The sequence below is a fragment of the Mesorhizobium sp. M0751 genome, from assembly GCF_040320265.1.
Taxonomy (GTDB): Bacteria; Pseudomonadota; Alphaproteobacteria; order Rhizobiales; family Rhizobiaceae; genus Mesorhizobium.
The window spans coordinates 218,168-244,340 of record NZ_JAMYPH010000003.1; the positions used below are offsets into that span (position 1 = coordinate 218,168).

Here is a 26,173-nt window from a genome sequence, read left to right on the forward strand (position 1 = left end):
CCGTGCTGTCTGGCATATACAAATGGTATATACAAGGAGCTGTCGTCATGCCTCAACGCCGCCATTCAACAACCCCGCCAAAGGAGGCGAAGCTGTTTCGTAATAATCGCAGCCAGGCGGTGCGCATTCCTGTCGAGTTCGAACTTCCCGGCGAAAAGGTCTTGATCAGCCGTGAAGGCGACCGCCTCATCATCGAGCCGGTCCGCAAACCTGGCCTCACCGCACTGCTCGCGCAATGGGCGAAAGAGCCGCCGCCGGGTGCCGAGGAAGACTTTCCCGAAGTCGAGGATATGCCTGTCAAATCCGAGGAATTTTTTTGATGAGGTTCATGCTGGACACGAACATTGTCAGCGACATGATCCGAAATCCGGCCGGGAAAGCCGCAAGCGCTGTCTTGCGCGTGGGAGACGCCGCCGTGTGTACCAGCATCGTGGTCGCGTCGGAACTGCGATATGGCTGTGTCAAGAAAAGATCAGCCAAGTTGCACAAGAAGGTTGAGGAATTGCTGGCTGAGATTCCCGTCTTGCCGCTCGATGCGCCGGTGGATGCCGAGTACGGCGCGATTCGCGCAGAACTGGAAGGCAGGGGCCAGACCATCGGCCAAAACGACCTTTTTATTGCTGCCCACGCCCGTGCGCTGGGAACTACCCTGGTGACGGCCAACACCGGGGAGTTCAACCGGATCAAAGGCCTGAAGGTCGAGAACTGGCTGGTTAGCGCCTGATAGAGGATCAAGCAGCCGGAAAAAGCTTCCAGCGCCGCGGCCTAAAAGCCACTCGACTTTTCTGCGCTGCCGGATGATCGACGGGCAATTCGATCTCGACCCGCTGGCGTTCGCCGCCGATTTCGAGCTCGACCCGCCTGGTGCCGGCGACGCGGCGGCTGGCGGCGACCGTGCCGGCGATGCAGCCGTTGCATTCTTCCACCAGATCGACGTCGTGCGGGCGGAAGAACAGCGTCGCTTCGCCTTGCGGTGCGTGCGGTGCGGAAAGCCCGATCGGCCGGTCGGCGATCCAGACCTGGCCGTCCTCGACCTTGACTGGAAGCGAGCTCGATTCGCCGATGAAACCGTAGACGAAGGGCGAGTTCGGCGTGTCGTAGATCTCGTCGGCGGTGCCGACCTGCTCGATGCGGCCCTGGCTCATCACCACGACGCGGTCGGCAAGCTCCAGCGCCTCTTCCTGGTCATGGGTGACGAAGACGGTGGTATGACCCGTGGTGTCGTGGATGTCGCGCAGCCAGCGGCGCAACTCGCGGCGCACCTGCGCGTCGAGCGCGCCGAACGGCTCGTCGAGCAAAAGCACGGCTGGTTCGATCGCCATGGCGCGGGCCAGCGCCACCCGCTGGCGCTGGCCGCCCGAAAGTTGCGCCGGATAGCGTTTTTCTAGGCCGGAAAGCTGAACGAGGTTGAGGAGTTCCGAGGCGCGGCGGCGGATTTCCTTCGCCGACGGGCGTGACGGCCCGTGCCGGACTTTGAGTCCGAAGCCGATATTGTCGGCGACCGTCATATGGCGAAACAGCGCGTAGTGCTGGAAGACGAAGCCGACATTGCGCTCCTGGATCGACTTTTGCGAGGCATCCTCTTCGCCGAAGAAGATCTTTCCGCGGGTCGGCCGCTCCAACCCGGCAATCAGCCTGAGCAGCGTCGTCTTGCCGGAACCGGAAGGTCCCAGCAGAGCGATCAGTTCTCCCGACTTGATGTCGAGCGAAACGTCGTGGAGGGCCGGAAACCGCTCAAACTCCTTGCGCACGTTGGCAACGCGAACTTCCATGCAAATCCCTTTTGTAGTTGATGCATGTCGTTATCCCAAAACCGGTTCCCAGTTTTGGGCGACATGCATTTTGTCAGTGTCCGCGCGTCGCGGCGATCTCGGCGCCGTAGCGCATCTCGAGAAGTGTTTTCAAGACCAGCGTGACGAGCGCCAGGCCGGCAAGCAGCGAAGCGACGGCAAAGGCGGCGGCGGCATTGTACTCGTTATAAAGGATTTCGACATGCAGTGGCATGGTGTTGGTCAGCCCGCGTATGTGGCCCGACACAACCGAGACCGCGCCGAACTCGCCCATGGCACGGGCATTGCACAACAGCACGCCGTAGAGCAATCCCCATTTGACGTTGGGCAACGTCACGTACCAGAACGCCTGCCAGCCATTGGCCCCGAGCGACAGGGCTGCCTCCTCGTCGCCGTTGCCTTGTTCCTGCATCAGCGGAATCAATTCGCGGGCGACGAAGGGGAACGTGACGAAGATCGTGGCAAGCACGATGCCTGGCACGGCAAACAGGATGACGATGCCATGCGCCTTGAGCCAGGCGCCGAGCAGGCCTTGCGCCCCGAACAGAAGTACATAGACCAGGCCGGAAATGACCGGGGAGACCGAAAACGGCAGGTCGATCAGCGTGGTCAGGAACGCCTTGCCCTTGAACTCGAACTTGGCGATCGCCCAGGCGGCGGAAATACCGAAGACGACGTTGAGCGGCACCGAGATCGCCGCGACCAGAAGCGTCAGGCGAATCGCCGAGCGCGTGTCCGGTTCGCCCAGCGCCTGTGTGTAGGCCTCGATGCCTTTGGCGAAAGCTTCCTTGAAGACGATGATCAGCGGCAGGAGCAGGAAAATGCCGAGAAAGGCAAAGGTCACGATCATCAGCACGGTTCTCGCCGTACGGCTTTCGGTCACTGCCGGCGACTGGCTCTCGTGGTGCGGCGCGTAGGATTTGATCTCCGGGTCAGCCATAGCGCTTGCGGCTCCAGGTCTGCACCAGGTTGATGACCAGCAGCATGACGAAGGACAGCGCCAGCATGATCGCCGCAATCGCGGTCGCCGCGGCGTAATTATATTCCTCCAGCCGGATGACGATCAGAAGCGGCGCGATCTCGGATTTGAAGGGCAGGTTGCCGGCGATGAAGATAACGGAGCCGTATTCGCCGACGCCGCGCGCGAAGGCCAGCGCGAAACCGGTGACGATGGCCGGCGCCAGTCCGGGAAGCAGAACGCGGCTGATGATCTGGAAGCGATTGGCGCCGAGCGTGGCGGCCACTTCCTCCACCTCCTTGTCGATCTCCTCCATGATCGGCTGCACGGTGCGCACGACGAAAGGCAGGCCGATGAAGACCAGCGCGATGACGATGCCGAGCGGCGTATAGGCGACCTTGATGCCGAGCGGCGTCAGCAGGCTTCCGATCCAGCCGTTCGGTGCGTAAAGCGTGGTCAGCGCGATGCCGGCCACCGCCGTCGGCAGCGCGAAGGGCAGGTCGACCATGGCATCGACGATGCGGCGGCCCGGAAAGCTGTAGCGCACCAGCACCCAGGCGACGATCGTGCCGAAGACGACGTTGACGGCGGCGGCAATGAAAGCGGTGCCGAAGCTGATTTCAAGCGCGTTGATGGTGCGGCGGTCGGTGACGATCGCCCAGAAGTCGGTCCAGCCGAGCGCCGCCGAGCGCCAGATCAGCCCGGACAGGGGAATGAGGATGATGATGGTGAGGTAGGCAAGCGAGAAGCCGAGCGTCAATCCGAAACCCGGAATGACGCTCGGCTGTCTGAACCGCCACCCCGCCTTGGCGGGTGCTGTGGTCATGTCGTCCTGATCTAAATGCTACTGGGCCGGCTTATAGATCTGGTCGAATATACCACCATCGCCGAAATGATAAGGCTGTGCCTTCTTCCAGCCGCCAAAAAGCGGGTCGTCGATGGTGATCAGCTTGATCTCAGGCAGCTTGGCCAGGTCCTCCGCCGGTACCAGGTCCGGCTTCGAAGGGCGATAATGGTTCTTGGCGATGATCGTCTGGCCTTCCTTGGAATAGAGATAGCTCAGATAGGCTTCGGCAACTTTGCGCGTGCCTTTGGCGTCGACATTGGCGTCGACCACGGCGACCGGCGGCTCGGCCAGGATCGAGGTCGGCGGGTAGACGATATCGAAATTGTCGGCGCCGAACTCGTCGAGCGCCAGATAGGCCTCGTTTTCCCAGGCGAGCAGCACGTCGCCCAGCCCTTTTTGCGCGAAGGTCACGGTTGCGCCGCGCGCACCGGTGTCGAGAACCGGGACATGCGCATAGAGATTGCCGACGAATTCCTTGGTCTTGGCCTCGTCGCCGCCATCCTTGGCGCTGGCGTAGGCCCAGGCGGCGAGATAGTTCCAGCGCGCGCCACCGGAGGTCTTCGGATTGGGTGTGATCACCTGGACATCGTCCTTGACCAGATCGCTCCAGTCATGGATGCCTTTGGGGTTTCCCTTGCGGACCAGAAAGATGATGGTCGAGGTGTAGGGCGCGGAATTGTTTTCGAATTTCGTCCGCCAGTCGGGATTGATCCTCTTCGATTTCGAGACAATCGCGTTGATGTCGCCTTCGAGCGCCAGCGTCACCACGTCGGCGTCGAGCCCGTCGATCACGGCGCGGGCCTGGGCACCCGACCCGCCATGCGACTGCTGGACGGTGACCGTCTCGCCTGTCTCGGCCTTCCAGTGGGCAATGAAGGCCTCGTCGAATTGCTTGTAGAGCTCACGCGTCGGATCATAGGACACGTTGAGAATGGTGGTGTCGGCAAACGCGAAACCGAGCGTGCCGAACTGGACAGATGTGGCGACCAGTGCGCCGAGCAGTTTCCTGAAATGAGGTTTGGTCATTTCCGCCTCCGTTGAACTCGCGCCAAATCTACCGAATTGATAGAATTTAGATGCATTCAATGTTGCCTTTTTTGGCTCATTGAAGCAATTTTTCGCCTAGTTTCGGCGATGCGAGGAACTATTTTCCCCGCATGGACCGACCGCGCTCCCGACGCGATTAACTAGAGACGGCCAGCTCTTCGGCAATGGCTGCGTCGCGTCCGAAGGTTCGGCTGGCTATTCGGCGGTAACGGGAAAGTTGAAGCGCTCCCTTGGAAACGGCTCGTTCTCCAGCGTGAAGTGCCACCATTCGCGCGCGTAATTCTTGAAGCCGCCGGCGCGCATCGCCTCGACAAGTTTTTTGCGGTTTGCCGCCGCTCCACTGGCTATCGGTCGGTGAGCCGTTTCGCTCGCCGGATCGAAACAGTCGAAACCCGTGCCGAAATCGAGCGTGTCGGCATCGGTCGCGCCGCAGGCCGGTTTCGGAGCGCTCTTGCGATCGGCTGGCGCGATCGCGACATCGACCGTCGATCCGCGCGAATGGGTGGACAGTTCGCCGATATAGCCCTTGGCGATGAGATCCTTGCGCTTGATCTTCGGGTACCATTGCGGGTCCGGTGGCCCGCCCGTTTTTGTCCATTCACCCATGTCGGTGACAGCCCGTGCAGGGCGGTAGCAGTCGAACACGACCAGCGTCAGCCTTTCGGCAGCAATCACTTTCTGCACTCCCGAAAGCGCTTGCGCCGCTTGCCTAGTGAGGACGCATACCGGCGCATCGTAACCGCTTACCTTGCGATGCAGGAAATTTTCGAGGCCGGCATAGCGGATATCCTGCCGGATCGTCGGGTCGATGTCCGCAAGGCGGACGAAACCGGCCGGGAGGTCAGCGGCGGAGGCGGAGAGGATGATTGCGAACAACGTGGCAAGGACCGCGGCAATCTTTTGCAGGGCGCGCTTCGGCACACCCCCCTCTGGCCTGCCGGCCATCTCCCCCGCAAGGGGAGAGATTGGCAGCTCCGCCACCTCGCTTGCTCTCCAACCTTGGTGATTGGCGAAAACGATGGAGACATCCGATCTCCCCCCTTGCGGGGGAGATGGCCGGCAGGCCAGAGGGGGGTGCCTCGGAACAGGCATGGGTGAATATCCTGCTATCCGCCGACCTATGGAAAACCAATTCAGTTAATCGCTTGGCGCCGTCTATTCAACAAAAACCTTCACGCTGGCCGCGCGTCCCGCCGCGTCGATCACGGTCAGGGTCGAATAGCCGGCGCCGTCCGGCTGCCAGGTCGCGGTGCGCCGCCGGTCGATGCCGACCAGCGGCTTGCCGTTGGCCAACCAGCGGAATGGTGCGCGGCCGCCTTGCAGCTTGAGAACCAGCGGCGAGGCGTCGGCCGAGGAAGTGTCGAGATCGACGCGGGCACCGTCGGGCGGAAAGATGATGGTTGGCGCAGGTTCGGTCGGCGTCGCCTGCACCAGCCCATCGGTGCCGACGCCGAAGCGCGTCAGCGTCACCGGCAGCTCCTCGCGCTTCGGACGCCGGACGCCGGACGGCTGGCTTGGCAGCGGCACGGCGGCCAGGCCGGAACGGACAAAGCCTTCGAACAGGATGGGCGCTGCCGAGATGTAGCCGGACAGGCCGGGCACCGCGCCGGCGTCGGGGCGGCCGACCCACACGCCGAGCACATAGCGGCCGTCGAAGCCGACCGACCAGGCGTCGCGATAGCCGTAGGAGGTGCCGGTCTTGTAAGCGATGCCGCGTTGGGCGGCACCCTGGGGCGGCTTGACGCCCGACAGGATGTCGGTGATCTGCCAGGTCGCCTGATCATCGAGGATGGTGGTGGTTGAGCGTTCGGCATTCGCCGGCTCGGTGCCGTCATGCAGCGTGTGTGCCTTGCCGCCATTGGCAAGCCCGGTATAGAGCTGAACCAGGTCGCGCAGCGTCACCCCGACGCCGCCGAGGCCGATCGCCAGGCCGGGCGCTTCGTTGACGGGTAGGATAGGGGTCACATCGGCCTGGCGAAAGCGCGCCATCAGCCGAGCCGGGCCGACCGCGTCGAGCACGCGGATCGCCGGCACGTTGAGCGACAATTGCAGCGCCTGCCTGATGCTGACATCGCCCTGATAGCCCATGTCGAAGTTCTTCGGCCGGTAACCGGAGAAATCGGCTGGGCTGTCCTCGATCAGCGTCTCCTGCGCCACCAGGCCTTGTTCGAAGGCGAGGCCGTAGATGAACGGCTTCAGCGTCGAGCCAGGCGAGCGAACGACTTTGGTCATGTCGATCCAGCCCGAACGGCTGGCATCGAAGAAATCGGCGGAGCCGACCTCGCCAAGGATATCGCCGGTGCGGGAATCGGCCAGCACCATGGCCACCGAGAGGCGAGGGCCGAGCCTGGCGGCGGCATCCTTGGCCACCTGCTCCAGCCCTTCCTGGACACTCTTGCGGATCGTCAGTTGCAGCTTCTGGCCGGGGATTGCCTTGGGCAGCATCGCATAGGCCGCATGGGCAGCGAGTGCCGGCAAGGTGCGCCGCAGCCCCGACACATCGTCGAGCGCGGCTCGCGCGGCCTCGCGTTCGCCGAGCAGGCCCGCCGAGACCATGCGGGTCAGCACGCGGTCGCGGGCCGCATGGGCGACGTCGAGGTTGCGGTCGGGGCGCCGCTTTTCCGGCAATTGCGGCAACGCGACGAGCAGGGCCGCCTCCGAGACCGTCAGCCGCTTCGGCTCCTTGCCGAAATAGGCGAGCGAAGCGGCGCGCACACCTTCGAGATTGCCGCCATAGGGCGCCAGCGTCAGATAGCGTTCCAGGATCTCGCGCTTGGAAAGCCGCCGTTCGATCTGGACGGCGCGCAGCATCTGCTTGATCTTCGAGCCGAGGCTGCGGCTGTCGCGCGGTTCGATCAGCCGCGCGAGCTGCATCGACAGCGTCGAACCACCGGAGACGATATGGCCGCTGGTCGCGAACTGGCCGGCGGCACGCGCCAGTGCCAGCACGTCGACGCCTTGATGATCCCAGAAGCGCTTGTCCTCATAGGTGACCAGCATGTCTACGAACTGCTTGTCGACCTGGTCCAGGCTGGTAGCGAGCCGCCAGTAGCCGTCCGGCGTGGCGAAGGCGCGCAACAGCTGGCCGTCACGGTCCTGCACTTCGGTCGAGACCGTCAGCGCAATCGGCAGCGGCGGCGGAAAAGCGCGGTCGAGCTGCCAGAGGGCGGCGGCGGTGATTGCAGCGAGACCGGCGAAGGAGATGCTTGCGATGGCGGTGCGGTGAAGGAGCTTTCTTGAGAACATGGCGCTGCCCCTCATTGCCCTGCCGGGCATTTCTCCCCGTATAGTGACGGGGAGAAAGGAGCCTGCATCGAGGCTTTCGCCAGTTTCCAACGTTGAAAAACAGGTGCCGACGATCGCGACAGTCCCCTTCTCCCCGTCACTGTACGGGGAGAAGGTGCCGGCAGGCGGATGAGGGGCAGCACCAGCGTTCTGTTCATGATCGTCACCAACGGTGCCTTTACGGCGCCTTGACCTCCATCATGCCGGTGGCGGTGCGGGCCGAATATTGCGGCCGGTACATGTCCTCGATCGTTGCTGCCGGGTGGGCGTAGGTGCCCGGCGTCACCGCGCGCACGACGTAGGCGAGCGTGATATTGCGGTCGCCGTCGCCGTCGTTCGGATTGAATGCCGCAACGAAACGGTCGTCGCGGAATTCGAGATGGGCGGCATCGGTCTGCGCCAGCCAGGAGAAGTTCGTCAATTGGGCGCTGGAAACCAGGCCCGGATTGTCGATCTCGAAGCCGGCCGGCAACAGGTCGGTGATCAGCAGGCGCGAAGGCCAGGTGTTCTGCTCGTAAACCTTGAGCACGACGACATAGCGTTCGTTCTGCTTGACCTCCGTCACGTTGGCCTCTGTGCCGTCGAGCCTGTAGTAGGTACGGCTGATGGTAAAGCCATTGCCGCCGGCCGGCAGAGGCTGGATCGGCGAGGCCACGGTGGTGACGACCGCCTGCAGCGGATTTCTGCCGGTATTAACGATGGTCAGCGGACTGTCGGCCAGGTCGCTGCCGGCGATCTGGTCCGAATAACCGCCGGCGTGCGGTGCGCCGTTGACGGTCAGCGCGATCGAATCATTGCCGGCCTTCAGCGCGCGGGCCGCCAGCAGCATCCAGGACTCGTCCTGCGTGCTGGTCCACCTGGCGTCGGCGCGTTCCCTGGTCACCAGTTGGATCAGCGCCGGCACGATGGTCGGCACCGGCTTGCTTTCCGCGGCAAGCGCCAGGATCGCCGCGCCGTCACGCAGTGGCGAGCCATAGTCGGACCGGTAATAGTCATACTCGGGCGTCGACTTGGCCAGCTGCAGCGCGGCCTGGAAGGTTGCCTCCGAGCGCTGGGTGTCATCGTAGAGCGCGAGAGACGCCGCCAATTGGGCAACGGCCATCGGGCTGGTAAAGGCTTCGAGCTGGGTGTCGGCATAATAACGCAGATCGCCGACCGAGGCCTTCTTGTTGCGGGCAAGCACATAAAGCGCATAGGCGATCTCGCTGCCGCGATCCTGGACGTCCTGATCGTAGCCGATCGCGTTCTGCAGATTGCTCAGCGCCTGGTTCATCGCCAGAGCCGGCACGTCGTATTTCTGCTCGCGTGCTCGGGTCAGGAAATCGGTGACATAGGCGTCGAGCCACAGATCGCCGGAACCCGGACCCCACAGGCCGAAGCTGCCGGCCGAGGCCTGGTAGCTCAGCACCTTGTAGATGGCGTCCTGGACGCGGCCATGCAGATCGGGGTCGCTGGCCATGCCGATGCCGGAAGCCATCTCGTTGACGTAGAGAAGCGGCATGGCGCGGCTGGTGGTCTGTTCGGCGCAACCATAGGGATAGCGGTCGAGCGTCATCAGCAGCGACGGCACATCGAAGGCAGCCGCCTGCGAAACCCCGACGCTGACCGAAGCGCCATCGAGCAGGCTTGCCGCCAGCAGTTCCTTGTCGACGCGCAGCGCGCCGCCATTGCCCTTGAGGTCGACGACCATGCGGGTGGTCACCGGCAGTTGCGCCGGGCGCACCGGCACATAGAGCGTCTGCTCGACGGCGGTGCCGTCGGCATGCGCAAGCTTGATGGTGATCGAGGCGTTGCCCGCAGTCTGCGCAATCAATGGTACGGTCAGTGTCTGCCGCTTGCCTTTGGCCAGCGTCAGCTTTTCAGGCAAGGCGGCACTGCCGGTAGACAGGTCGCCCGTCGTGTCGATGGTCAGCTTGTAGTCGCCAGCGGGGCCGTCGGTGTCGGAGACGTCGAGCCGCATGACGGCGGAATCGCCGGGCGCCAGGAAGCGCGGCAGGCCGGCGGTGATCACCACCGGATCGCGCACGATGACGTCGGACTGGGCATGGCCGACGGCCTCCTTGGTCCAGGCGACGGCCATGACGCGCACGGTGCCGTTGAACTGCGGAATGTCGAAGTCGATCCGCGCCTTGCCGTCGGCATCGAGCTGGACCGGGCCGGAGAAGAAGGCGACCAGCTTTTCGGTCGGCGGACTGCCTTGCGATTGCATGTTGGCGCCATCGCCGCCGGTGCGCAGCTTACCGGTTGTGCCCAGCGAGCCGTCGATCAGCCGGCCATAGATGTCGCGAACCTCGAGACCGAGCATGCGCTGGCCGAAGAACCAGTTCTCCGGATCCGGCACCTTGTAGTTGGTCAGGTTGAGGATGCCGACGTCGACGGCCGCGATCATGACATAGGCATTGGTGCCGGGCTGCACGCCGGCAACGGCGACCGGGATCGACAGCTGCTGGCGCGGCATGGTCTTGTCCGGCGGCGCCAGGCTGACGGCAAGCTTGCGCGAGCCGGGATCGAGCTTCAGCCATTTGACGCCGATGGCGCGCGCCGGCATGCGTGTCTCTTGCGCATCGCCCGGCCTGAACAGCGTTGCCGTGACGTAGGCGCCGGCACCCCAGTCGTCGCCGACCGGGATATCGACGGTGCTGCCGCCGGCCGGCACGCTGGCGGTGACGGTCTTCAGGAGCTTGTCGGCGCCGATGGTGACGAGCAGCTCGCCGGCAAAGTGCGGCGACACTTTGAGCTTGGCCACTTCACCCGCCGCATAGGTATCCTTGTCGAGGGCGATCTCGAGGCCGTCGGGCGTTTCGGTGGTGGTGGAACTGACATACCAGCCGGCGTCGAACTCGTAACTGGTGGCCGGGCCTTCCGGATCCGCTGTCTCGATCTCGAGCCGGTAGCGGCCCCAGTCGACCGGCAGCGACACCGTCGCCTCGCCATCGGTGCTCAGGTCGACCTGGCCGTTGGCCACCGCCTTGGTGAAGGTGACCGGCTCATAGTTCCAGGAGTTGCTCGAGCGGTACCACTGGTAGCTACGCTCCACCTTGACCAGCGACCACTGCGCGCCCTTCAGCGCCTCACGCTTGCCGTCTGGGTCGACAGCGATCAGGCTGAACTTGGCCGTGCCGCCTTGCGGCACCTCGTCGTCGTCGAAATCCGGGCGGATGCCGATCATGTGGCCCTGCGGGCGTATGCCGATGTTCAGCGAGCGCTCGATCGCACGGCCGCCGGTTTCACGCATCCTGACCGTGACCTTTGCATCGACCAGCTTGGTGGTGGATGGCAATTGATCGACGGAAACCGGGAAGGTCGCCTTGCCGTCCTCGCCGACCACCGGCAGGCCGGTGAAGGGCGTCACCGTCGGTTCGGCCGACTGTTCGTCGGCCAGACCGAAGGAATAGCCCTTGAAGCGGTCCCAGTCGCGGCCGGTCGACAGCGTCAATTCGCCTTCGAGCGCGAGGCCCGCCGCCGGCGCGCCGTAGAGAAAGCGGCCGTCGACGGTGATGTTGGCGGTCTCGCCCTGGGCGATCTCCTGCTTGTCGGAGGACAGGTCGAACTCGATGCGATCCGGTACGAAGTCCTCGACCAGGAACATCTGGCTGGCGACTGCCGCCTGCTTGGGATCGGTATGGATCGCCACCGTCCAGGTGCCGCGCATGGCGTTGGGTTCCAGCGGCAGGTCGACCGCGTGACCGCCGGCCGATGCGCCATCGCTGACGATGCGGCGGTCCTCGACGCCGTCGGGCCGCGAGAAGATGAAGGTCAGCGGCAGATTCTCGACCGCCTTGGCGGCACTGTCGCGGGCAAGAGCCGCGACATGGACATCTTCGCCGGCGCGGTAGATGCCGCGCTCGGTCCAGGCATAGACGTCGAGCGCGCCAGGTGCCGGCCGTCCGGCGACGCCACGGTCGGACAGGTCGAAGCCGGCCCGGCCCATATCGAGGAAGACGAAATCGTCGTCGCCCTGTTTGGCCATCAGCACGGCCGGGGCCATGCCGCTGTCGCCGCGCGTCAGGCCGGGATTGAACACCGCCCGCCCTTCCGCGTCGGTGGTCGCGGTGCCGAGGATTTCATTGTTTCTGGCCAGCAGCGTCAGCTCGGCGCCGGCGATCGGTCTGGCGGTTGCGAGCGAACGGGCAAAGACATTCAGCCCATCCTGTCCGGTATAGGTCGACAGGCCGATATCGGAGACGACGAACCATTGCGTGGCGTGCGAATCATAGTCGTCGCTGCGATCGTCGACGGCTTGTGCGGTCAGCACATAGACGCCGGGCTTGCGCTTCGGCAACGCCTCGTCGATGGGGAAGGAGGTGGTGACTTCCTTGTTGAGGTCGTTGGCGATGTCGAGCTGGCCTTGCCAGACCGGCTCGCCCATCTGTTCGGAGATGTTCGAAATATCGTAGCCGTCGAGTTGGCGCAGGAACTGATATCCCGACAGAAGCTGGGCCAGCGAGCGGTCGCCGATGCGGAAGAGCTTCATTTCGGCGGCATTCATGTTGACGGTGACGACCGGTATGCCGCGGCGTGCGCCGGCGGGCAGCACGAAGCTGTCGCCGGTGAAGCGGGCCGAAGGCGCGCGGTCCTGCACGTAGATCGACAGAACCACCGGTGCCGCGGTGACCTCGCCAATGGCGGCCGGCAGACCGGCGCGGAAGGTCACGTCATAATGTTGGCCGTGCTCGAGCCCTTCGACGCAGATCTGCTTGTCCTTGGCGTCGACGCCCTTGGGAGCGGCGTTGTCGACGGTAACGAACTGCGAGTAATCGACGCCGGTCTTGACCAGTTCCTCGGAGAACTGCGCGCAGATGCGTGGCGCGCTGGTGTCGGCATCGACGGTATGATCGATGACGCGGAAGCCCTTGCGGGCCTTGAGATCCTGGTAGGCGGCCCTGACTCCCGGCGAATTGACGAGAGCGAGACTCGCCTCGTAGGCCTGCAGGGCCGGCCTGTAGAGATCGCGGCGATCAAGGCCGTCCCCGAGCAGGGCCAGCACGTCGGCGCGCGTCTTTGTGGTGCGCAGCAATTTGTAGGCGTTGAAGGCGGCGGAAGTGGCGTTCGCCGGCAGCGTCGACGGCTCCGAACTGTTGGCGGTCGGATGGACGGCAAGCGTTTCGCGCGCCAGCTCGAGCCAGAGCTGGCCATCATCAGGCAACACCGAAACCGCCGCCTCGTATTTGTTCATGGCCGAGCGATGATCGCCCGTCAGCGCCGACTGTTCGGCGGCGGCCCTCAGCGCCGTCAGCCCCTCGGTCGGCTTGACGTAGGTCGGGCTAGTGAGCTTGTTGCGGTACTGCTGGGCCTGGTCGGCCATCCAGTTGGGGAAGAAGGCGAGTTCGGGTGGCGCGCCGATGTCGGGATCGCCATCGATGTTGACGACCTTGCCGGCGACGGCGCCGCCGAAGGGTTTCAACGAATTGTAATCGGATTTAAGGAAGCACCATTTGGCCTTGAGGTTGTAGGTGAAGGCGCGGCAGGCCGGGTCGCCGAGGCAGGTGGTCTTGCACTGGTCGAGGCTGACATTCTGGTCGGATCTGAGATCGAAACCGAAATAATCGGAATTGTCCGATGTCACCACCCGCCGGGCTTCGGCCGCTTGCGCGACACCGCTCCAGGCAAAAAAGAGAAGGAAAAGAATCGATAGACCACGAGCCGCGCGCATTGCCATAAACCCCTCCAGACAAGTGCTTACGTCCAGAAATGTTCAAGCTTCAGTCGCGCTTGTCAACATCAGGACGCGGCAGGATCCGCCTGCCAACGGTTTGCTTTCCGGCCGATGACCGGTAGTAGCTCCATAGGACAGGGGATCACGCTTTCTTGCGGCGACGCAGAAGGTGTGAGTTCCAAGCCCTGTCTATTTCAGCAATTGGATTGTGGCCCCTTTACGAGTGCTTCAGAACTTCATTCCAATTTTAGGTTTGCGGGTTAGGCTAGGAGCGTAATGCCGGCGTATGAAAGGCAGATGTCGGGAGGAACCGCGCCACGGCGCGCGCTTTCGCGCGCCCTGCTTTTCGCATTGTTGTGCTCGACGGCACTTGTTGCCGAAACCGGAAGTGCGGCAGCCTTCGAGATTTTCGGCATCAAGCTGTGGGGATCCAAAGACGAAGATGCCGATATCGTCGACCCGCTGCGCTATGCGGTGACGATCGAGGCGCCGGACGCCGACAAGGATCTCGTCGAGAAGCTCGAAAACGCCTCGGCGCTGAAGGCCGACGAGGAACACCCGGTATCCGGTTCTCTCGGCCTGCTGGCCAAGGCGCGCAGCGACCGTGAGCAACTTGTCGCCGCGCTCTACGCGGACGCCCGCTACGAGGGTGTCGTCACCATCACTATTCAGGGCAAGCCGCTCGACGATCTGCCGCCCGATGCCGAGTTTTCGGGTCCGCAGCCGATACCGGTGGTGATCAGCATAGCGGCCGGGCCGAAATTCACGCTTGGCAACATCAGGCTGAAAGGCGATGCGGCGGGGCTGGCAAGTGCCGATTTCGGCCTGATCGCCGGGGGTGACGCCAGTTCGGGCGCCGTGCTCAAGGCCGAGGCGGCGATCGTGCGGGCACTCAAGCAAGAAGGCAGGCCGCTGGCCAAGGTGACGGGCCGCGAGATCGTCGCCGAGCACGCCGGTTCGACGCTCGACGTGACGCTCACCGTCGCGGCCGGGCCGGTCGCCGGCTATGGCGACACCACTGTCGAGGGCACCGAAAAGGTCGACCGCGACTTCACCGAATATATGACCGGCCTGAAGCGCGGCCGCCAGTATTCGCCCGATGAGATCGACGATGCGCGCGACCGGCTGCTCGGGCTCGAGGTCTTCAACAGCGTGACGGTGAAGGAAGCCGACGCGCTCGACGCCGAGGGCAATATCCCGATCGGTGTCGAGGTCAGCGAACGCAAGCCACGCTATTTCGGCATTGGCGGCAGCTTCTCAAATACCGAAGGGCTGGGCCTCGAAGGCTATTGGGGGCACCGCAATCTGTTTGGCCGCGCCGAAAAGCTGCGCATCGACGGCAAGATCAGCGGCATCGGCAGCAACGACTTGACCCAGCTCAATTACAATGCCGGCGTCATGTTCGAAAAGCCGGGCGTCGTCGGGCCGGCGTCGAAATTCATTGCCAGCGTCAATACCGTTTTGGAGCACCCCGACGCCTACGACCATTTCTCGGTCAAGGGCAGCACCGGCCTATCCTACGAACTCGACAAGAAGCAGACGGTTTCCGCGCAAGTCGCGCTGGACTATTCGAGGATCCACGACGCTTTCGGCAAGCACACCTATCTGATCGCCAGCATTCCACTGCAATATGTCTACGATAATCGCGACAGCAAGCTCAATCCGACCCGCGGCTTCAGGGTGCTGGCCTATGGCGAGCCGAGCTACGACATTTTGAGCGGGGCTGCGTTCGTCAAGCTGAAGGGCGAGGGGTCGGCCTACCAGTCGCTCGATTCGGCCTCGAAATTCGTTTTCGCCGAACGTGTCGCCATCGGCTCGATCATCGGCGCCGGTCTTCAAGATGTTCCGGCAGATCGACGCTTCTACTCAGGCGGCGGCGGTTCGGTGCGCGGCTATGCTTATCAAGGCATAGGCCCGAAGGACAGCAACGGAGAGCCGATCGGCGGGCTTTCCTTCTTCGAGACCTCGGTCGAAATGCGCATCGCCGTCACCGACAAGATCGGCGTCGTGCCGTTCGTCGATGCCGGCACGGTGTCGACCAGGCAGGTCCCCGATTTTTCAGACATGAAGGTCGGCGCGGGTGTAGGCTTGCGCTATCTGACGGCGTTCGGGCCGCTGCGCATCGACGCGGCAGTGCCGCTCAACCGCGGCCCCGACGATCCTCATTTCGGCATTTATGCCGGCATCGGCCAGGCATTCTGATGGCAATATTCAAGCGCATCCTCCGTATCCTTTTCTACACGCTGCTCATCGTCGCGGCAGCGGCGGTGGGGGCGCTCGTCGTGTTGACCAAAACCGAGGGCGGCCGCGAAAACCTTGCCGGCATCATCTCGACCATGGCCTCGACCGGTGATCGCAAGGTCACTGTCGTCGGCATCGACGGCATCTGGTCGGGCGCGCTGAGGGTCGATCATGTCGTTCTGGAGGATCGCGAAGGCGCCTGGATGGTGGCACGCAAGGTGGCCGTCGACTGGTCGCCGCTGGCACTCCTGTCGAAGAGCTTCAGCGCCGATCGCATCGGGGCAGAGCGTATCGAGTTGGCAAGGCTGCCGGTGGCCAGTACACAGCCGAGCCAAGGCGGAGCGACGACGCTGCCGGTTTCCATCGACGTCAGGCAACTCGACCTTCCCGAAATCGCGCTCGGGCAGGCTCTGGCCGGCAGCGGTGTCGCCGAACTTGCAGCCAAGGGGGCACTCAAGGCGGACGCCTCACCGTTGGCGATCGAGACCAACCTCAAGATCGTTCGCCATGACGGCAAGCAAGGCATGGTCGACGCCAAAGCCCATTTCGCGCCGGCCGACAACAAACTCGATCTCGACCTTAAGGCATCCGAGCCGGCCGGCGGCATCATCGCCAACCTGCTCAACCTGCCGGGCGCGCCGCCGGTCAGCATTGTCGTTTCCGGCACCGGACCGCTCGCCAACTGGAATGGCATCGGGACCTTCGTTGTCGACGGCCGGATCGTCACCCAGCTTACCGGTCGCCATCAACTCACCGACAAGGGTCATTATGTCGAGGCCAATGGCGATGGCGAATTCGAGCGCTTCCTGCCCGAAACCCTGAAACCGCTGTTTGCCGGCAAGACCAGCTTCGACCTCGCCGGCACAGCGACCGCGGCCGGCGGCGTCGATGTCGAGCGCGCCAATATCGACAGCGGCGCCATCCACGCTACCGCCGCTGGCATTGTCGATCCGAACGGCACCAGCGACCTTTCGGTGAAGCTCGCCGCAAAGGGGCCGCCGATCGTGCTCAGCCTCGGCAGCGAGGCGCAGCCGATAACCGTGGCGATCAAGGATGCCACGGCCCGCGCTTTCGGCGATGGCAAGGCGCCGATGGTGGATATCGGCGCGTCGCTGGTCTCGGTGGTGGCGGGCGGCACGCGGGTGGACGACCTGATCGGGCAAGTGCATTCCGACGGCTTCGACATCCAGAACCGTAGCGGGCCCGTCACCATCAAGCTGACGGCGGCCGGCCTGAACACCGACGTCGCGACCTTGGCGCCGCTGGTAACGGGCAGGGTCAGCGCCGGTCTCGCCGGCTCGGTCAGCAAGGAACAGGTCGTCGTCGACGAAGGCACGCTGCGCAGCGACGCCCTCAATGCGTCCGTGACGGCCACAGTAGCGCTTGCCGATCTGTCGATGACGCTCAAAATGAATGCCGACGCGGCCTCGACGGCGCTGCCGCCCCAGATCAGCTCGGTTCTCGGCCAGCGCGTGCAGTTTTCCGCAACCGCGACACGCGACCCGGATGGTGCGTTCGCCGCCAACGCATTGCAACTCACCTCAGGCACGCTTAGCGCCAGCGGCACCGCCAGTGCGCAGGGCACCGATATCCGGGCCGATATCAAAGGCACGCTGGGCGACGTGTCGGTGCTGTCGCCGCTGGTCGGCGCCAAGGTCGGCGGCGCGGTCGGTTTCGCGCTGACCGCAAGCGGCGCGCGCAGCGCACCGAATTTCTCGGTTTCGGCCAACAGCGACAGCCTGACGGCGTCCGGTCATGCTGTGAAGCAGATCAAGCTGAGTGCGAGCGGCAAGGCCGATATCGCCAGTCCCGCCGCCGATGTCTCGCTGACCGGCTCGGTCGACGACCAGCCGCTCGACCTCAAGGCATCGCTGGTAACAACCGACGGCAAGCGCTCCATCAATGGACTTGCCGTCTCGTTGGCCGACAACAGGGTCTCCGGCGACCTCGGGCTCGACGACAACCTGCTGCCGCTCGGCACGTTGACCCTCGATGCCGCCGATATTGCTCCGCTGGCCAGACTTGCCGGCCAAACGGTAGCCGGCGACGTGCGCGGCACCATCCGCTTTGCGAACGACGACGGAGCGCCGACGGTCGCGATCGATGCGACGAGCACCGCGGTCTCGCGCGGCGAACTGGCGGCAAAGACAATCGCTGTCAACGCGCTGGTCGCCAATTATCTCAGTGCACCGGCAATCTCCGGCAAGATCAAGGCCGACTCGATCACCTCCGGAATCACGGTGATCAGCGGCATCGATGTCGACCTGAAGCGCAATGGCGACTGGACCGGCTTTACCGGCGGCGCCACGGTCGCCAGCATTCCGGCCAGCGCGTCCGGGCGGGTCAGGGTGGCGAACGGCACCACCAGCATCGAGCTTGCCTCGGGCGAGGCGACCATCCGCGGCATCAAGACAGCTATCGCGCAGCCATCGGCGCTAACAATCGCCAATGGCATGGTGAGCATAGAGAAACTGGCGCTCGGTGTCGGCGGCGGTTCGGTTGCTGTGTCGGGTACGGCTGGCCAGACGCTCGATCTCGCTGCCACCTTGTCGGCGCTGCCGGCAGCACTTGCCAATGATTTTTCACCAGGCCTCGATGCCGTGGGCGCGCTCAGCGGCACCGCGCAGGTCACGGGATCGTCGGCTGCCCCAGATATTCGCTTCAACGCCCGGCTCAGCGGCGCCGAAACCAGCCAGACCCGGCAGGCTGGGCTCGGGCCGCTCAATCTCGATGCGGCAGGCCATTTCTCGTCGGCCAGCGGCCTCGCCATCGAGCAGGCGACGCTTGCCGGCGAGAAAATCTCCGGCAAGGCAGCCGGCACCATCAATCCGAATGGCGCCAGCGATTTCTCGCTCGACCTCGCATCCACCGGCCCGAGTCTGCCGCTGTCGCTCGGCAGCAAGGCGAGCCCGATCAAGCTCGAGCTGCAGGCACTGTCGTTGAAGGCGGCCGGGCAGGGCACCCAGCCGAAGCTCGACATCTCCGCGACGCTGCCATCGGCCGCCACCAATCTAGCTAAGATCGAGGGCATCACGCTTGCGCTGCACTCCGACCGCTTCGACGTGAAAGCCCGGAGCGGGCCGATCTCCGGCTCGGTGATCGCTGAAAAAATCGGCCTCGACAATCCGACCATCGCGCCGCTGATCGCCGGCAAGGTCACCGCCAAACTCGCCGGCAGCCTTGCCGCCGATGCCATCGTCGTCGATAGCGGCACGGTGACCAGCGACGCGTTGAACAGCGGCTTCAACGGGCGGGTCTCGCTGGCCGACGGCGCCATCGACCTCAATGTCAAGGCGGACGCCGCCTCGGCGGCACTGCCGGGGGCGGTGCGTGGCGTGCTCGCCGAGCGAACGCAATTCAGTGCCGCGCTGAAGCGTGACGCCAACGGCAATGTCATCGCCAACACAGTCAGGCTGTCGTCTGGTTCGCTGACGGCAGGCGGGCAGGCGAGCCTTGCCGACAACAAGCTCAGCGCCGACGTCAAAGGCGCGCTGGGCGACGTCTCGCTGCTATCCAAGGACGCTCAAGGCGCCATTTCTTTCGCGCTGAATGCGCAAGGCGCCAGCACCGCGCCGGATCTGTCGCTGACTGTCAACAGCGACAAGCTTTCGGTGGCCGCACGCGAGATCACCGGGCTGAAGCTCACCGCCACCGGCAAGGCTGATGCCGCCAACCCGGCTGCGAATGTGCAACTCACCGGAAATGTCGGCGGCCAACCGCTGCAGGGCAGCGCTGTGCTGGCGACATCGGACGGCAAACGCGCCATCAACGGGCTTTTGCTGTCGCTCGGCAAGAACCGTGTCTCCGGCGACCTGGCGCTCGACGATGCCTTTGTGCCAGCCGGCACCGTGGCACTCGACCTGCCCGATATCGGTCCGCTTGCGGCCCTGGCACTGGAAAAGGCCGATGGCGATGTACGCGGCACGATCGCCTTCTCCAAGGCGGGCACCGTGCCACAGGTCGCCGTCAAGGCGACAACGGCCTCGATCTCGCGCGGCGATGTCTCGGCCAAGGCCGTGAGCATCGATGCGCTGATCGCCAACTATCTGGCGGCACCGGTGATCTCGGGCAAAATCCGTGCCGAGAGCGTAACTTCCGGCGGCACGGCTATTCGGGGCGTCAACGTCGATCTCAAGCGCGACGGCGAATGGACCGGCTTTTCCGGTGGCGCCTCCGTCAAGGATATTCCGCTGAAGGCCGCCGGCCGGGTCAAGGCAGTCAAGGGTACGACGACGGTCGAACTTGCCTCCGGCGAGGCGACCATCCGCGGCATCAAGGCGGCCATCGCCCAGGCCTCGACCATCAACATCGCTAATGGAGTGACCAGCCTCGACAGGCTGGTGCTCAACCTCGGCGGCGGCACGGCGACGGTCACGGGCAAGGCTGGGCAAGCGCTCGACCTCAACGCGACGCTGGCGCGCGTACCGATCTCGATAGCCAACAGTTTTTCGCCGGGCCTCGATGCCGCCGGTTCCATCTCGGGCACTGTGAAGGTGACGGGCGTGCCGGCCAATCCGGCCGTTGCCTTCAAGATTGACGCCGCAGGCGTTCAGACGTCGCAGACCCGTGGTGCAGGTTTCGGCGGCATGGGCGTTTCATCCTCAGGTACGTATTCGGGCAACAGACTGACGTTCGACGCCAACATGAGCGATGCCGCTGGCCTCGGCCTCAAGGGCGGCGGCACGATGACGACATCAGGCGCGCCCACCCTTGATCTCAATTTTTCCGGCAAGGTGCCGTTCGCCTTTCTCACCAGGACACTCGCCGCACAAGGCCTGTCCTTGAGCGGCACGGCCGACGTCGATCTGCAGGTGCGCGGCCCGGCGACGTCGCCGGTGATCTCAGGCACAGTCCGCACGTCAGGCGCCCGCCTGCTCGACGCGCGCTCGGGGCTTGCGATCAACGACATCACTGCCGACGTCGCCATCGGTGGCGGCGTGGCAAGGATCAATCGCCTGACCGGCACGCCGTCGACGCGCGGCAGCCTTTCGGCCAGCGGCACCGTCGGCATCGATCCGGCTAAGGGCTTTCCGGCCGATCTGTCGATCAAGCTCGTCGACGGCCGCTATACCGACGGCAAGGTGGTCACCGCCAATCTTGGCGGCGACCTGACCGTCAAGGGACCGCTCACCTCCGCGCCGGTGATTTCCGGTACCGTCAATCTGGCCAAGACCGTCATCACCGTACCCGAAAAGCTGCCCGGTTCGCTGGCCGAGCTCAACGTCAAGCACAAGAATGCGCCGGCCGCCGTGCGTGCGCAGGACAAGGCGTTGCGCCCGGCCGCAGCAAGCAACGGCAGTGGAGGCAGCGGCCTCAACCTCGACGTCACGGTCAATGCGCCGAGCCAGATCTTCATCCAGGGCAGGGGTGTCGACGCCGAGCTCGGCGGTTCGCTGCGGCTGACCGGTCCGGCATCGTCACCCCAGGCGATCGGCACCTTCACCTTGCGGCGCGGGCGGCTGACGATCCTTGCCAAGCGGCTGACCTTCACCGAAGGCACAGTCGGCTTCTCCGGCTCTCTGGTGCCCTACCTCAACCTTACGGCGCAATCGAAGACGACCAGCGCCACCGTGACCATCGTGGTGTCGGGCGAGGCGAACAACCCGAAATTCAGCTTCTCCTCGGTACCTGCGCTGCCGGAGGACGAGGTGCTGGCGCAGCTGATCTTCGGCCGTTCGATGTCGAACCTGTCGCCGCTGCAGATCGCGCAGCTTGCCGAGGCTGCCGGACAACTGGCCGGCGTCGGCGGCTCGACCTCCCTGCTGCAGAACCTGCGCAGCGCGATCGGCGTCGACGATCTCGACGTAATCACCGACGAACAGGGCGGCACCGCCGTCTCGGCGGGCAAGTATCTCAACGACCGCACCTACGTGACGATCCAGAAGGGCGATAGGCCGGGTTCGGGCAAGGCAACCGTCGATCTCGACGTTGGGCGCGGCGTCAAGCTGCGTGGTGAGGCAACCGACGCCGGCGAAGCCAAAGGCGGTGTTTTCTACGAACGAGAATATTGAAACAGGCCGTTCGCGCAGGACAGTTGGTCTCCGAAGAACGAGCGGCGCAGCGGCGAATGTCCCAGTTTAATCGCCCGTTGAGATTTCGGACGAAATCCCTGGCGCAGTAGCAAATTTGCGCCAAGACTGTCGTTATCGCGCGAACCGCCCTGCTTTCAAAGTTGCACATTCCTTAGCATGTTCCCAATCCGCGCCGTCTTTGACATCATGGCGCGAATGCGGAATGTTAAAAGGCAGAAAGCCAACAATGGGAGTTAGTCATGACGATCTACAAGAGTAACGGCGACCGCGTTCCCGATCACATCCTAGCCATGGCCGAAGACGCCAAGGCAGGCAAGATGGATCGTCGCGAATTTCTGGCTCTCGCCAGCGTCTTCGGCGCGTCGACGGCGATGGCCTATGGCATGCTTGGCCTTGCAGACCCGACGCCGGCCAGGGCGGAAGAGGTCCAGGGCAAGAAAGGCGGCGTATTGAAGGTCGCGCAATGGATCAAGGATCCGAAGGATCCGCGCAAGTCCGACTGGTCGGAAATCGCCAATGCCGAGCGTCAGGCGCTCGAGCCGCTGGTCAAATATACAACCGAATATACATTCCGCCCCTATCTGCTGGAGAGCTGGGACGTGAATGACGACGCTACCGAATACACGCTGCATGTGCGCAAGGGCGTCACCTGGAACAACGGCGATCCGTTCACCGCAGACGACGTCATCTTCAACCTCAAGCGTTGGGCCGACAAGAAGGCCGAAGGCAATTCCATGCCCGGTCGCCTCGGTTCTCTGGTCAAGGACGACAAGCTGGATGAGAGCGCGGTGACCAAGGTCGATGACCACACGATCAAGCTGACGCTCAGCAAGCCGGATATCGCCCTCATTCCCAACGTGTGCGACTATCCCGGCCTCATTGTCCACAAGACGTTCGACGAAAAAGGCGGCGACTTCAAGTCCTGCCCGATCGGCACCGGGCCGTTCGAGCTCGTCTCCTACGATGTCGGCCAGAAAGTGGTCTACAAGCGCCGCGAAGACAACAAATGGTGGGATGGTGACGTCTTCCTCGACGGCATCGAGTTCATCGACTACGGCACCGATCCGGCGGCGATGGTCAGCGCTTTCGAAGCTGGCGAAGTCCATACCAATTTCGAAACGTCAGCCGACTATGTGTCGATCCTCGACGGCATGGACCTGGTGAAGTCGGAGATCGTCACCGCGTCGACGATCGTCTGTCGCACCAATGTGACCAACAAGCCTTACGGCGACCAGAAGGTTCGCAACGCCCTGCAGCTCGCAGTCGACAACAATGTCGTCCTCCAGCTCGGCTACGGCAATGCCGGCACGGTTGCCGAAAACCACCATGTCGCCCCGATCCATCCGGAATACTACGAATTGCCGAAGGTTGCTCGCGACCCGGCCAAGGCAAAGGCGCTGATGGCGGAAGCCGGCCAGGCCGATTTCGAGCACGAGCTGATCACGGTCGACGAGGATTGGCACAAGAACACAGGCGATGCGATCGCCGCGCAGATGCGCGACGCCGGCATCAAGGTGAAGCGTACGGTGCTGCCGGGTTCGACGTTCTGGAACGACTGGACGAAGTATCCGCTGTCGATGACCAACTGGAACATGCGGCCGCTCGGCGTCCAGGTTCTGGCGATCGGCTATCGCACAGGTGAAGCCTGGAACGAGACGGCCTGGTCGAATCCGGAGTGGGACGCCAAGCTCAACGCTGCGCTGGCAGTTGCCGACGCCGCCAAGCGCAAGGAAATGATGAAGGATATCGAGCAGATCCTGCAGGATTCCGGCATTATCATCCAGCCTTATTGGCGCAAGCTCTACAGCCATTCGGTCAAGGCGGTGCAGAACTACAAGATGCACCCGACCTTCGAGCGTGACTACGGCAAGGTCTGGCTCGAACAGGCCTGACCGGACGATCCGGAAAGGGGCGTCTCGCCCCTTTCCCTCGCTCTTTGCATGGTCCTTGGACCGGAAGTCGGCGCAGCAAAAAGTTGCGGACTCTTCGGCCTGGGTCTGCAATAAAAAGGGTATTGCATCTGGGACTGGTCTGAAGGCTTGTTCTGCCGCTGACGGCAGGGCACGGCTTGCAAACCGGTTCGAACCCCCAACCCGACCGGCAGGGGACCGCCATGCTTTCTTTCGTAATCAGGCGTCTCGGCACCATGGCATTGACGATGCTGTGTCTGACGATGATCGTCTTTTTCCTGGTCAATCTCGGGCCCAATCTGAAAAAGCTGGCGATCAGCCAGACCGAAATGCACACCTCGGCCGAGCAGCTTGAAGCTTGGCTGGTCAACCATGGCTATCGGCAGAATTTCTTTGTCCGCTATGGCCAATGGCTGGGTGTGGTGCCCAAGCAGCCGGTTACCGACCCGGCGACCGGCAAGCCGGCGCAGCGTTTCTCCTTCTGCAACGATCCGGTCGTGCCGACATTCTCCGGCATCCTGCAAGGCGATTTCGGTTGCTCGACCAAGTTCAAGACGACGGTCGCTTCGAAACTCTTTCCGGCGCTCAGTGCCACCGGCATCCTGATGCTCTGCGTGCTGGCCGTAATGGTGCCGATCTCGCTTTTGATTGGCATCCTCGCCGGCATGCGCGAGGGCTCACGCACCGACCGTACATTGTCGGTGGCTTCGATCGCCTCGACGGCGACGCCCGAATATGTTTCGGGCGTCATCTTCACCGTCATCTTCGCCTCCTGGCTCGGCGTACTGAACGGTTCGGCGGCCTCGGCCAGCCAGGGCATCACCTTCTACAATTTCACCTTGCCGGTGATGACGCTGGCGATCTACGGCATCGGCTACATCGCCCGCATGACCCGAGCCTCGATGGTCGAGGTGATGACGCAACAGTATATCCGCACCGCCCGGCTCAAGGGCCTCTCCTTCGGCAGCGTGGTGATAAAGCACGCTCTGCGCAACGCGCTGATCGCACCGTTCACGGTCATCATGCTACAGTTTCCCTGGCTGCTCACCGGCGTCGTCATCGTCGAGGTGATGTTCCGCTACCAGGGGTTCGGCTACACGCTGGTCGAGGCCGCCGGCAACAACGACATCGATCTTCTGCTCGGCTGCTCGCTGGTCTCGGTGTTTATCGTCCTGATCACACAGCTCATCTCCGATGTCGGCTACGCGTTCCTCAATCCGCGCATCAGAGTTCAATAGGAGACCGGCGGATGCAGGTCGAATATCTCAGCGCCTTCAACGTCGTACTCGGCGTGCTTACCCGCTTCTGGCCGGTCTGGATCGCTCTCGCCCTGGTGATGGGGACGAGCTTCGGCTACAAGAAGAAGCTAGGCCTTTACGGCCAGCTTTTCGACAGCGGCGTCGGCATCGTTGGCGTCGGCATCTGCCTGTTCTGGCTGTTTACGGCGATCTTCGCGTCGACCATCTCGCCCTTCGATCCGCTCGCCCAAGTGCCGATCATGAAGGACGCGCTGCCGGGCGCGATCGAGCCGGCGTCGAAACTTGTATATTATTTCGGCGGCGACAAGCTCGCCCGCGACGTGTTCTCCCGCATGGTCTATGGCAGCCAGATCGTGCTGATCATCGCGCCGGCGGCGACCGGTTTTGCACTGATGGTCGGCATAACGCTCGGCCTGCCGGCCGGCTATTATGGCGGCAAGATCGATACGGTGCTGTCCTTCCTCGCCAACCTTGTGCTGGCCTTCCCGGTGATCCTGCTGTTCTACCTGCTGGTGACGCCGGGCATCATGGACACGCCGATCCCCTACGCGATGGCCGGGCTGTTCTTCCTATTTCCGATCATCTTCTTCAGCGTGCTGTTCTGGACGCGCTACAAGAACCGACCCGACCGCCTCTATATCCTGCTTGGCCTGACGTTGGTGGTTGGCGGCTGGATCTATGCCGGCCTTGTCTTCGATGCCGATCCGTTCAAGATCATCCATATCGATCCCAACCAGCTCAACATCTTCGTGGCGGTGGTGTTCGCCTCCAGCCCGGGCGTGTTCCGCATCGTGCGCGGCCTGGTCATGGACATCAAAACGCGCGACTATGTTGCGGCGGCGCAGACGCGGGGTGAATCGCCCTGGTACATCATGCTGTGGGAGATATTGCCCAATGCGCGCGGGCCGCTGATCGTCGACGCCTGCCTGCGCATCGGCTACACTACGATCCTGCTCGGCACACTCGGCTATTTCGGGCTGGGACTGGCGCCGGAAAGTCCGGACTGGGGCACGGCGATCAAGGATGCCAGCCGGCTGCTGCGCTCCTTCATCCACCCGGCGCTGCCGCCGACGATCGCATTGATGTCGTTCGTGCTCGGCCTCAACCTCCTGGCGGATTCGCTGCGCGAACAGTCGATGAAAGATTGA

At 63.6% G+C, this 26,173-nt stretch carries 14 protein-coding genes; 7 read left to right on the plus strand and 7 right to left on the minus strand.

What is annotated here, in order from left to right; translation table 11 throughout:
• Positions 1 to 47 precede the first annotated feature (47 nt).
• Positions 48 to 320 carry an antitoxin gene (locus NKI19_RS06415; protein ID WP_352564364.1) on the plus strand — a complete coding sequence of 91 codons (273 nt, stop codon included), beginning with the start codon at positions 48 to 50 and terminating at the stop codon, positions 318 to 320.
• Positions 320 to 724 carry a type II toxin-antitoxin system VapC family toxin gene (locus tag NKI19_RS06420; protein WP_502899242.1) on the plus strand — a complete coding sequence of 135 codons (405 nt, stop codon included), beginning with the start codon at positions 320 to 322 and terminating at the stop codon, positions 722 to 724. Before NKI19_RS06415 ends, NKI19_RS06420 begins: the two co-directional genes overlap by 1 nt.
• Before the next feature lie 7 nt (positions 725 to 731).
• On the opposite strand, the gene NKI19_RS06425 is transcribed toward NKI19_RS06420, so the two are convergent.
• The 7 genes from NKI19_RS06425 to NKI19_RS06455 all read right to left on the minus strand — a co-directional run bounded on the left by NKI19_RS06425 (position 732) and on the right by NKI19_RS06455 (position 13,586).
• Positions 732 to 1,772 (minus strand): sulfate/molybdate ABC transporter ATP-binding protein, encoded by a 1,041-nt coding sequence (locus NKI19_RS06425; RefSeq protein ID WP_352564367.1) that lies wholly within the window; start codon positions 1,770 to 1,772, stop codon positions 732 to 734.
• A 73-nt stretch (positions 1,773 to 1,845) separates the two neighbouring features.
• The gene (gene cysW, locus NKI19_RS06430; protein ID WP_292658912.1) at positions 1,846 to 2,730 is read right to left on the minus strand and encodes a sulfate ABC transporter permease subunit CysW; all 885 of its coding nucleotides are present in this window, start codon (positions 2,728 to 2,730) and stop codon (positions 1,846 to 1,848) included.
• Positions 2,723 to 3,574, minus strand: coding sequence for a sulfate ABC transporter permease subunit CysT (gene cysT, locus NKI19_RS06435; protein ID WP_352465239.1), 852 nt, complete (start codon positions 3,572 to 3,574; stop codon positions 2,723 to 2,725). The genes cysW and cysT overlap by 8 nt, the downstream gene beginning before the upstream one ends.
• An 18-nt stretch (positions 3,575 to 3,592) precedes the next feature.
• Positions 3,593 to 4,621 (minus strand): sulfate ABC transporter substrate-binding protein, encoded by a 1,029-nt coding sequence (locus NKI19_RS06440; RefSeq protein ID WP_352491075.1) that lies wholly within the window; start codon positions 4,619 to 4,621, stop codon positions 3,593 to 3,595.
• Between the two features lie 216 nt (positions 4,622 to 4,837).
• On the minus strand, positions 4,838 to 5,623 hold the full coding sequence (locus tag NKI19_RS06445) for a M15 family metallopeptidase (protein ID WP_352564369.1): 786 nt from the start codon (positions 5,621 to 5,623) through the stop codon (positions 4,838 to 4,840).
• Between the two features lie 174 nt (positions 5,624 to 5,797).
• Positions 5,798 to 7,888, minus strand: a complete 2,091-nt coding sequence (gene pbpC / locus NKI19_RS06450; protein WP_352564371.1) for a penicillin-binding protein 1C — start codon at positions 7,886 to 7,888, stop codon at positions 5,798 to 5,800.
• 217 nt (positions 7,889 to 8,105) lie between these two features.
• The gene (locus tag NKI19_RS06455) at positions 8,106 to 13,586 is read right to left on the minus strand and encodes an alpha-2-macroglobulin family protein (protein ID WP_352564373.1); all 5,481 of its coding nucleotides are present in this window, start codon (positions 13,584 to 13,586) and stop codon (positions 8,106 to 8,108) included.
• A gap of 273 nt (positions 13,587 to 13,859) precedes the next feature.
• On the opposite strand from NKI19_RS06455, the gene NKI19_RS06460 reads away from it, so the two are divergent.
• The 5 genes from NKI19_RS06460 (at position 13,860) to NKI19_RS06480 (ending at position 26,173) form a co-directional block, all read left to right on the plus strand.
• A complete protein-coding gene (locus NKI19_RS06460) occupies positions 13,860 to 15,785 on the plus strand; it encodes an autotransporter assembly complex protein TamA (protein ID WP_352564374.1) in 1,926 nt (641 codons plus the stop codon).
• On the plus strand, positions 15,785 to 21,835 hold the full coding sequence (locus tag NKI19_RS06465) for a translocation/assembly module TamB domain-containing protein (protein ID WP_352564376.1): 6,051 nt from the start codon (positions 15,785 to 15,787) through the stop codon (positions 21,833 to 21,835). The genes NKI19_RS06460 and NKI19_RS06465 overlap by 1 nt, the downstream gene beginning before the upstream one ends.
• 260 nt (positions 21,836 to 22,095) lie before the next feature.
• On the plus strand, positions 22,096 to 23,748 hold the full coding sequence (locus NKI19_RS06470; protein ID WP_352491081.1) for an ABC transporter substrate-binding protein: 1,653 nt from the start codon (positions 22,096 to 22,098) through the stop codon (positions 23,746 to 23,748).
• A gap of 221 nt (positions 23,749 to 23,969) precedes the next feature.
• On the plus strand, positions 23,970 to 25,004 hold the full coding sequence (locus NKI19_RS06475; protein WP_352564378.1) for an ABC transporter permease: 1,035 nt from the start codon (positions 23,970 to 23,972) through the stop codon (positions 25,002 to 25,004).
• A gap of 11 nt (positions 25,005 to 25,015) precedes the next feature.
• On the plus strand, positions 25,016 to 26,173 hold the full coding sequence (locus NKI19_RS06480; RefSeq protein ID WP_352564380.1) for an ABC transporter permease: 1,158 nt from the start codon (positions 25,016 to 25,018) through the stop codon (positions 26,171 to 26,173).

Coding starts and splice junctions, on each gene's coding strand:
- NKI19_RS06415 (WP_352564364.1), top strand. CDS start 48: ATGCCTCAACGCCGCCATTCAACAACCCCGCCAAAGGAGGCGAAGCTG.
- NKI19_RS06420 (WP_502899242.1), top strand. CDS start 320: ATGAGGTTCATGCTGGACACGAACATTGTCAGCGACATGATCCGAAAT.
- NKI19_RS06425 (WP_352564367.1), bottom strand. CDS start 1,772: ATGGAAGTTCGCGTTGCCAACGTGCGCAAGGAGTTTGAGCGGTTTCCG.
- cysW (WP_292658912.1), bottom strand. CDS start 2,730: ATGGCTGACCCGGAGATCAAATCCTACGCGCCGCACCACGAGAGCCAG.
- cysT (WP_352465239.1), bottom strand. CDS start 3,574: ATGACCACAGCACCCGCCAAGGCGGGGTGGCGGTTCAGACAGCCGAGC.
- NKI19_RS06440 (WP_352491075.1), bottom strand. CDS start 4,621: ATGACCAAACCTCATTTCAGGAAACTGCTCGGCGCACTGGTCGCCACA.
- pbpC (WP_352564371.1), bottom strand. CDS start 7,888: ATGTTCTCAAGAAAGCTCCTTCACCGCACCGCCATCGCAAGCATCTCC.
- NKI19_RS06455 (WP_352564373.1), bottom strand. CDS start 13,586: ATGGCAATGCGCGCGGCTCGTGGTCTATCGATTCTTTTCCTTCTCTTT.
- NKI19_RS06460 (WP_352564374.1), top strand. CDS start 13,860: ATGCCGGCGTATGAAAGGCAGATGTCGGGAGGAACCGCGCCACGGCGC.
- NKI19_RS06465 (WP_352564376.1), top strand. CDS start 15,785: ATGGCAATATTCAAGCGCATCCTCCGTATCCTTTTCTACACGCTGCTC.
- NKI19_RS06470 (WP_352491081.1), top strand. CDS start 22,096: ATGACGATCTACAAGAGTAACGGCGACCGCGTTCCCGATCACATCCTA.
- NKI19_RS06475 (WP_352564378.1), top strand. CDS start 23,970: ATGCTTTCTTTCGTAATCAGGCGTCTCGGCACCATGGCATTGACGATG.
- NKI19_RS06480 (WP_352564380.1), top strand. CDS start 25,016: ATGCAGGTCGAATATCTCAGCGCCTTCAACGTCGTACTCGGCGTGCTT.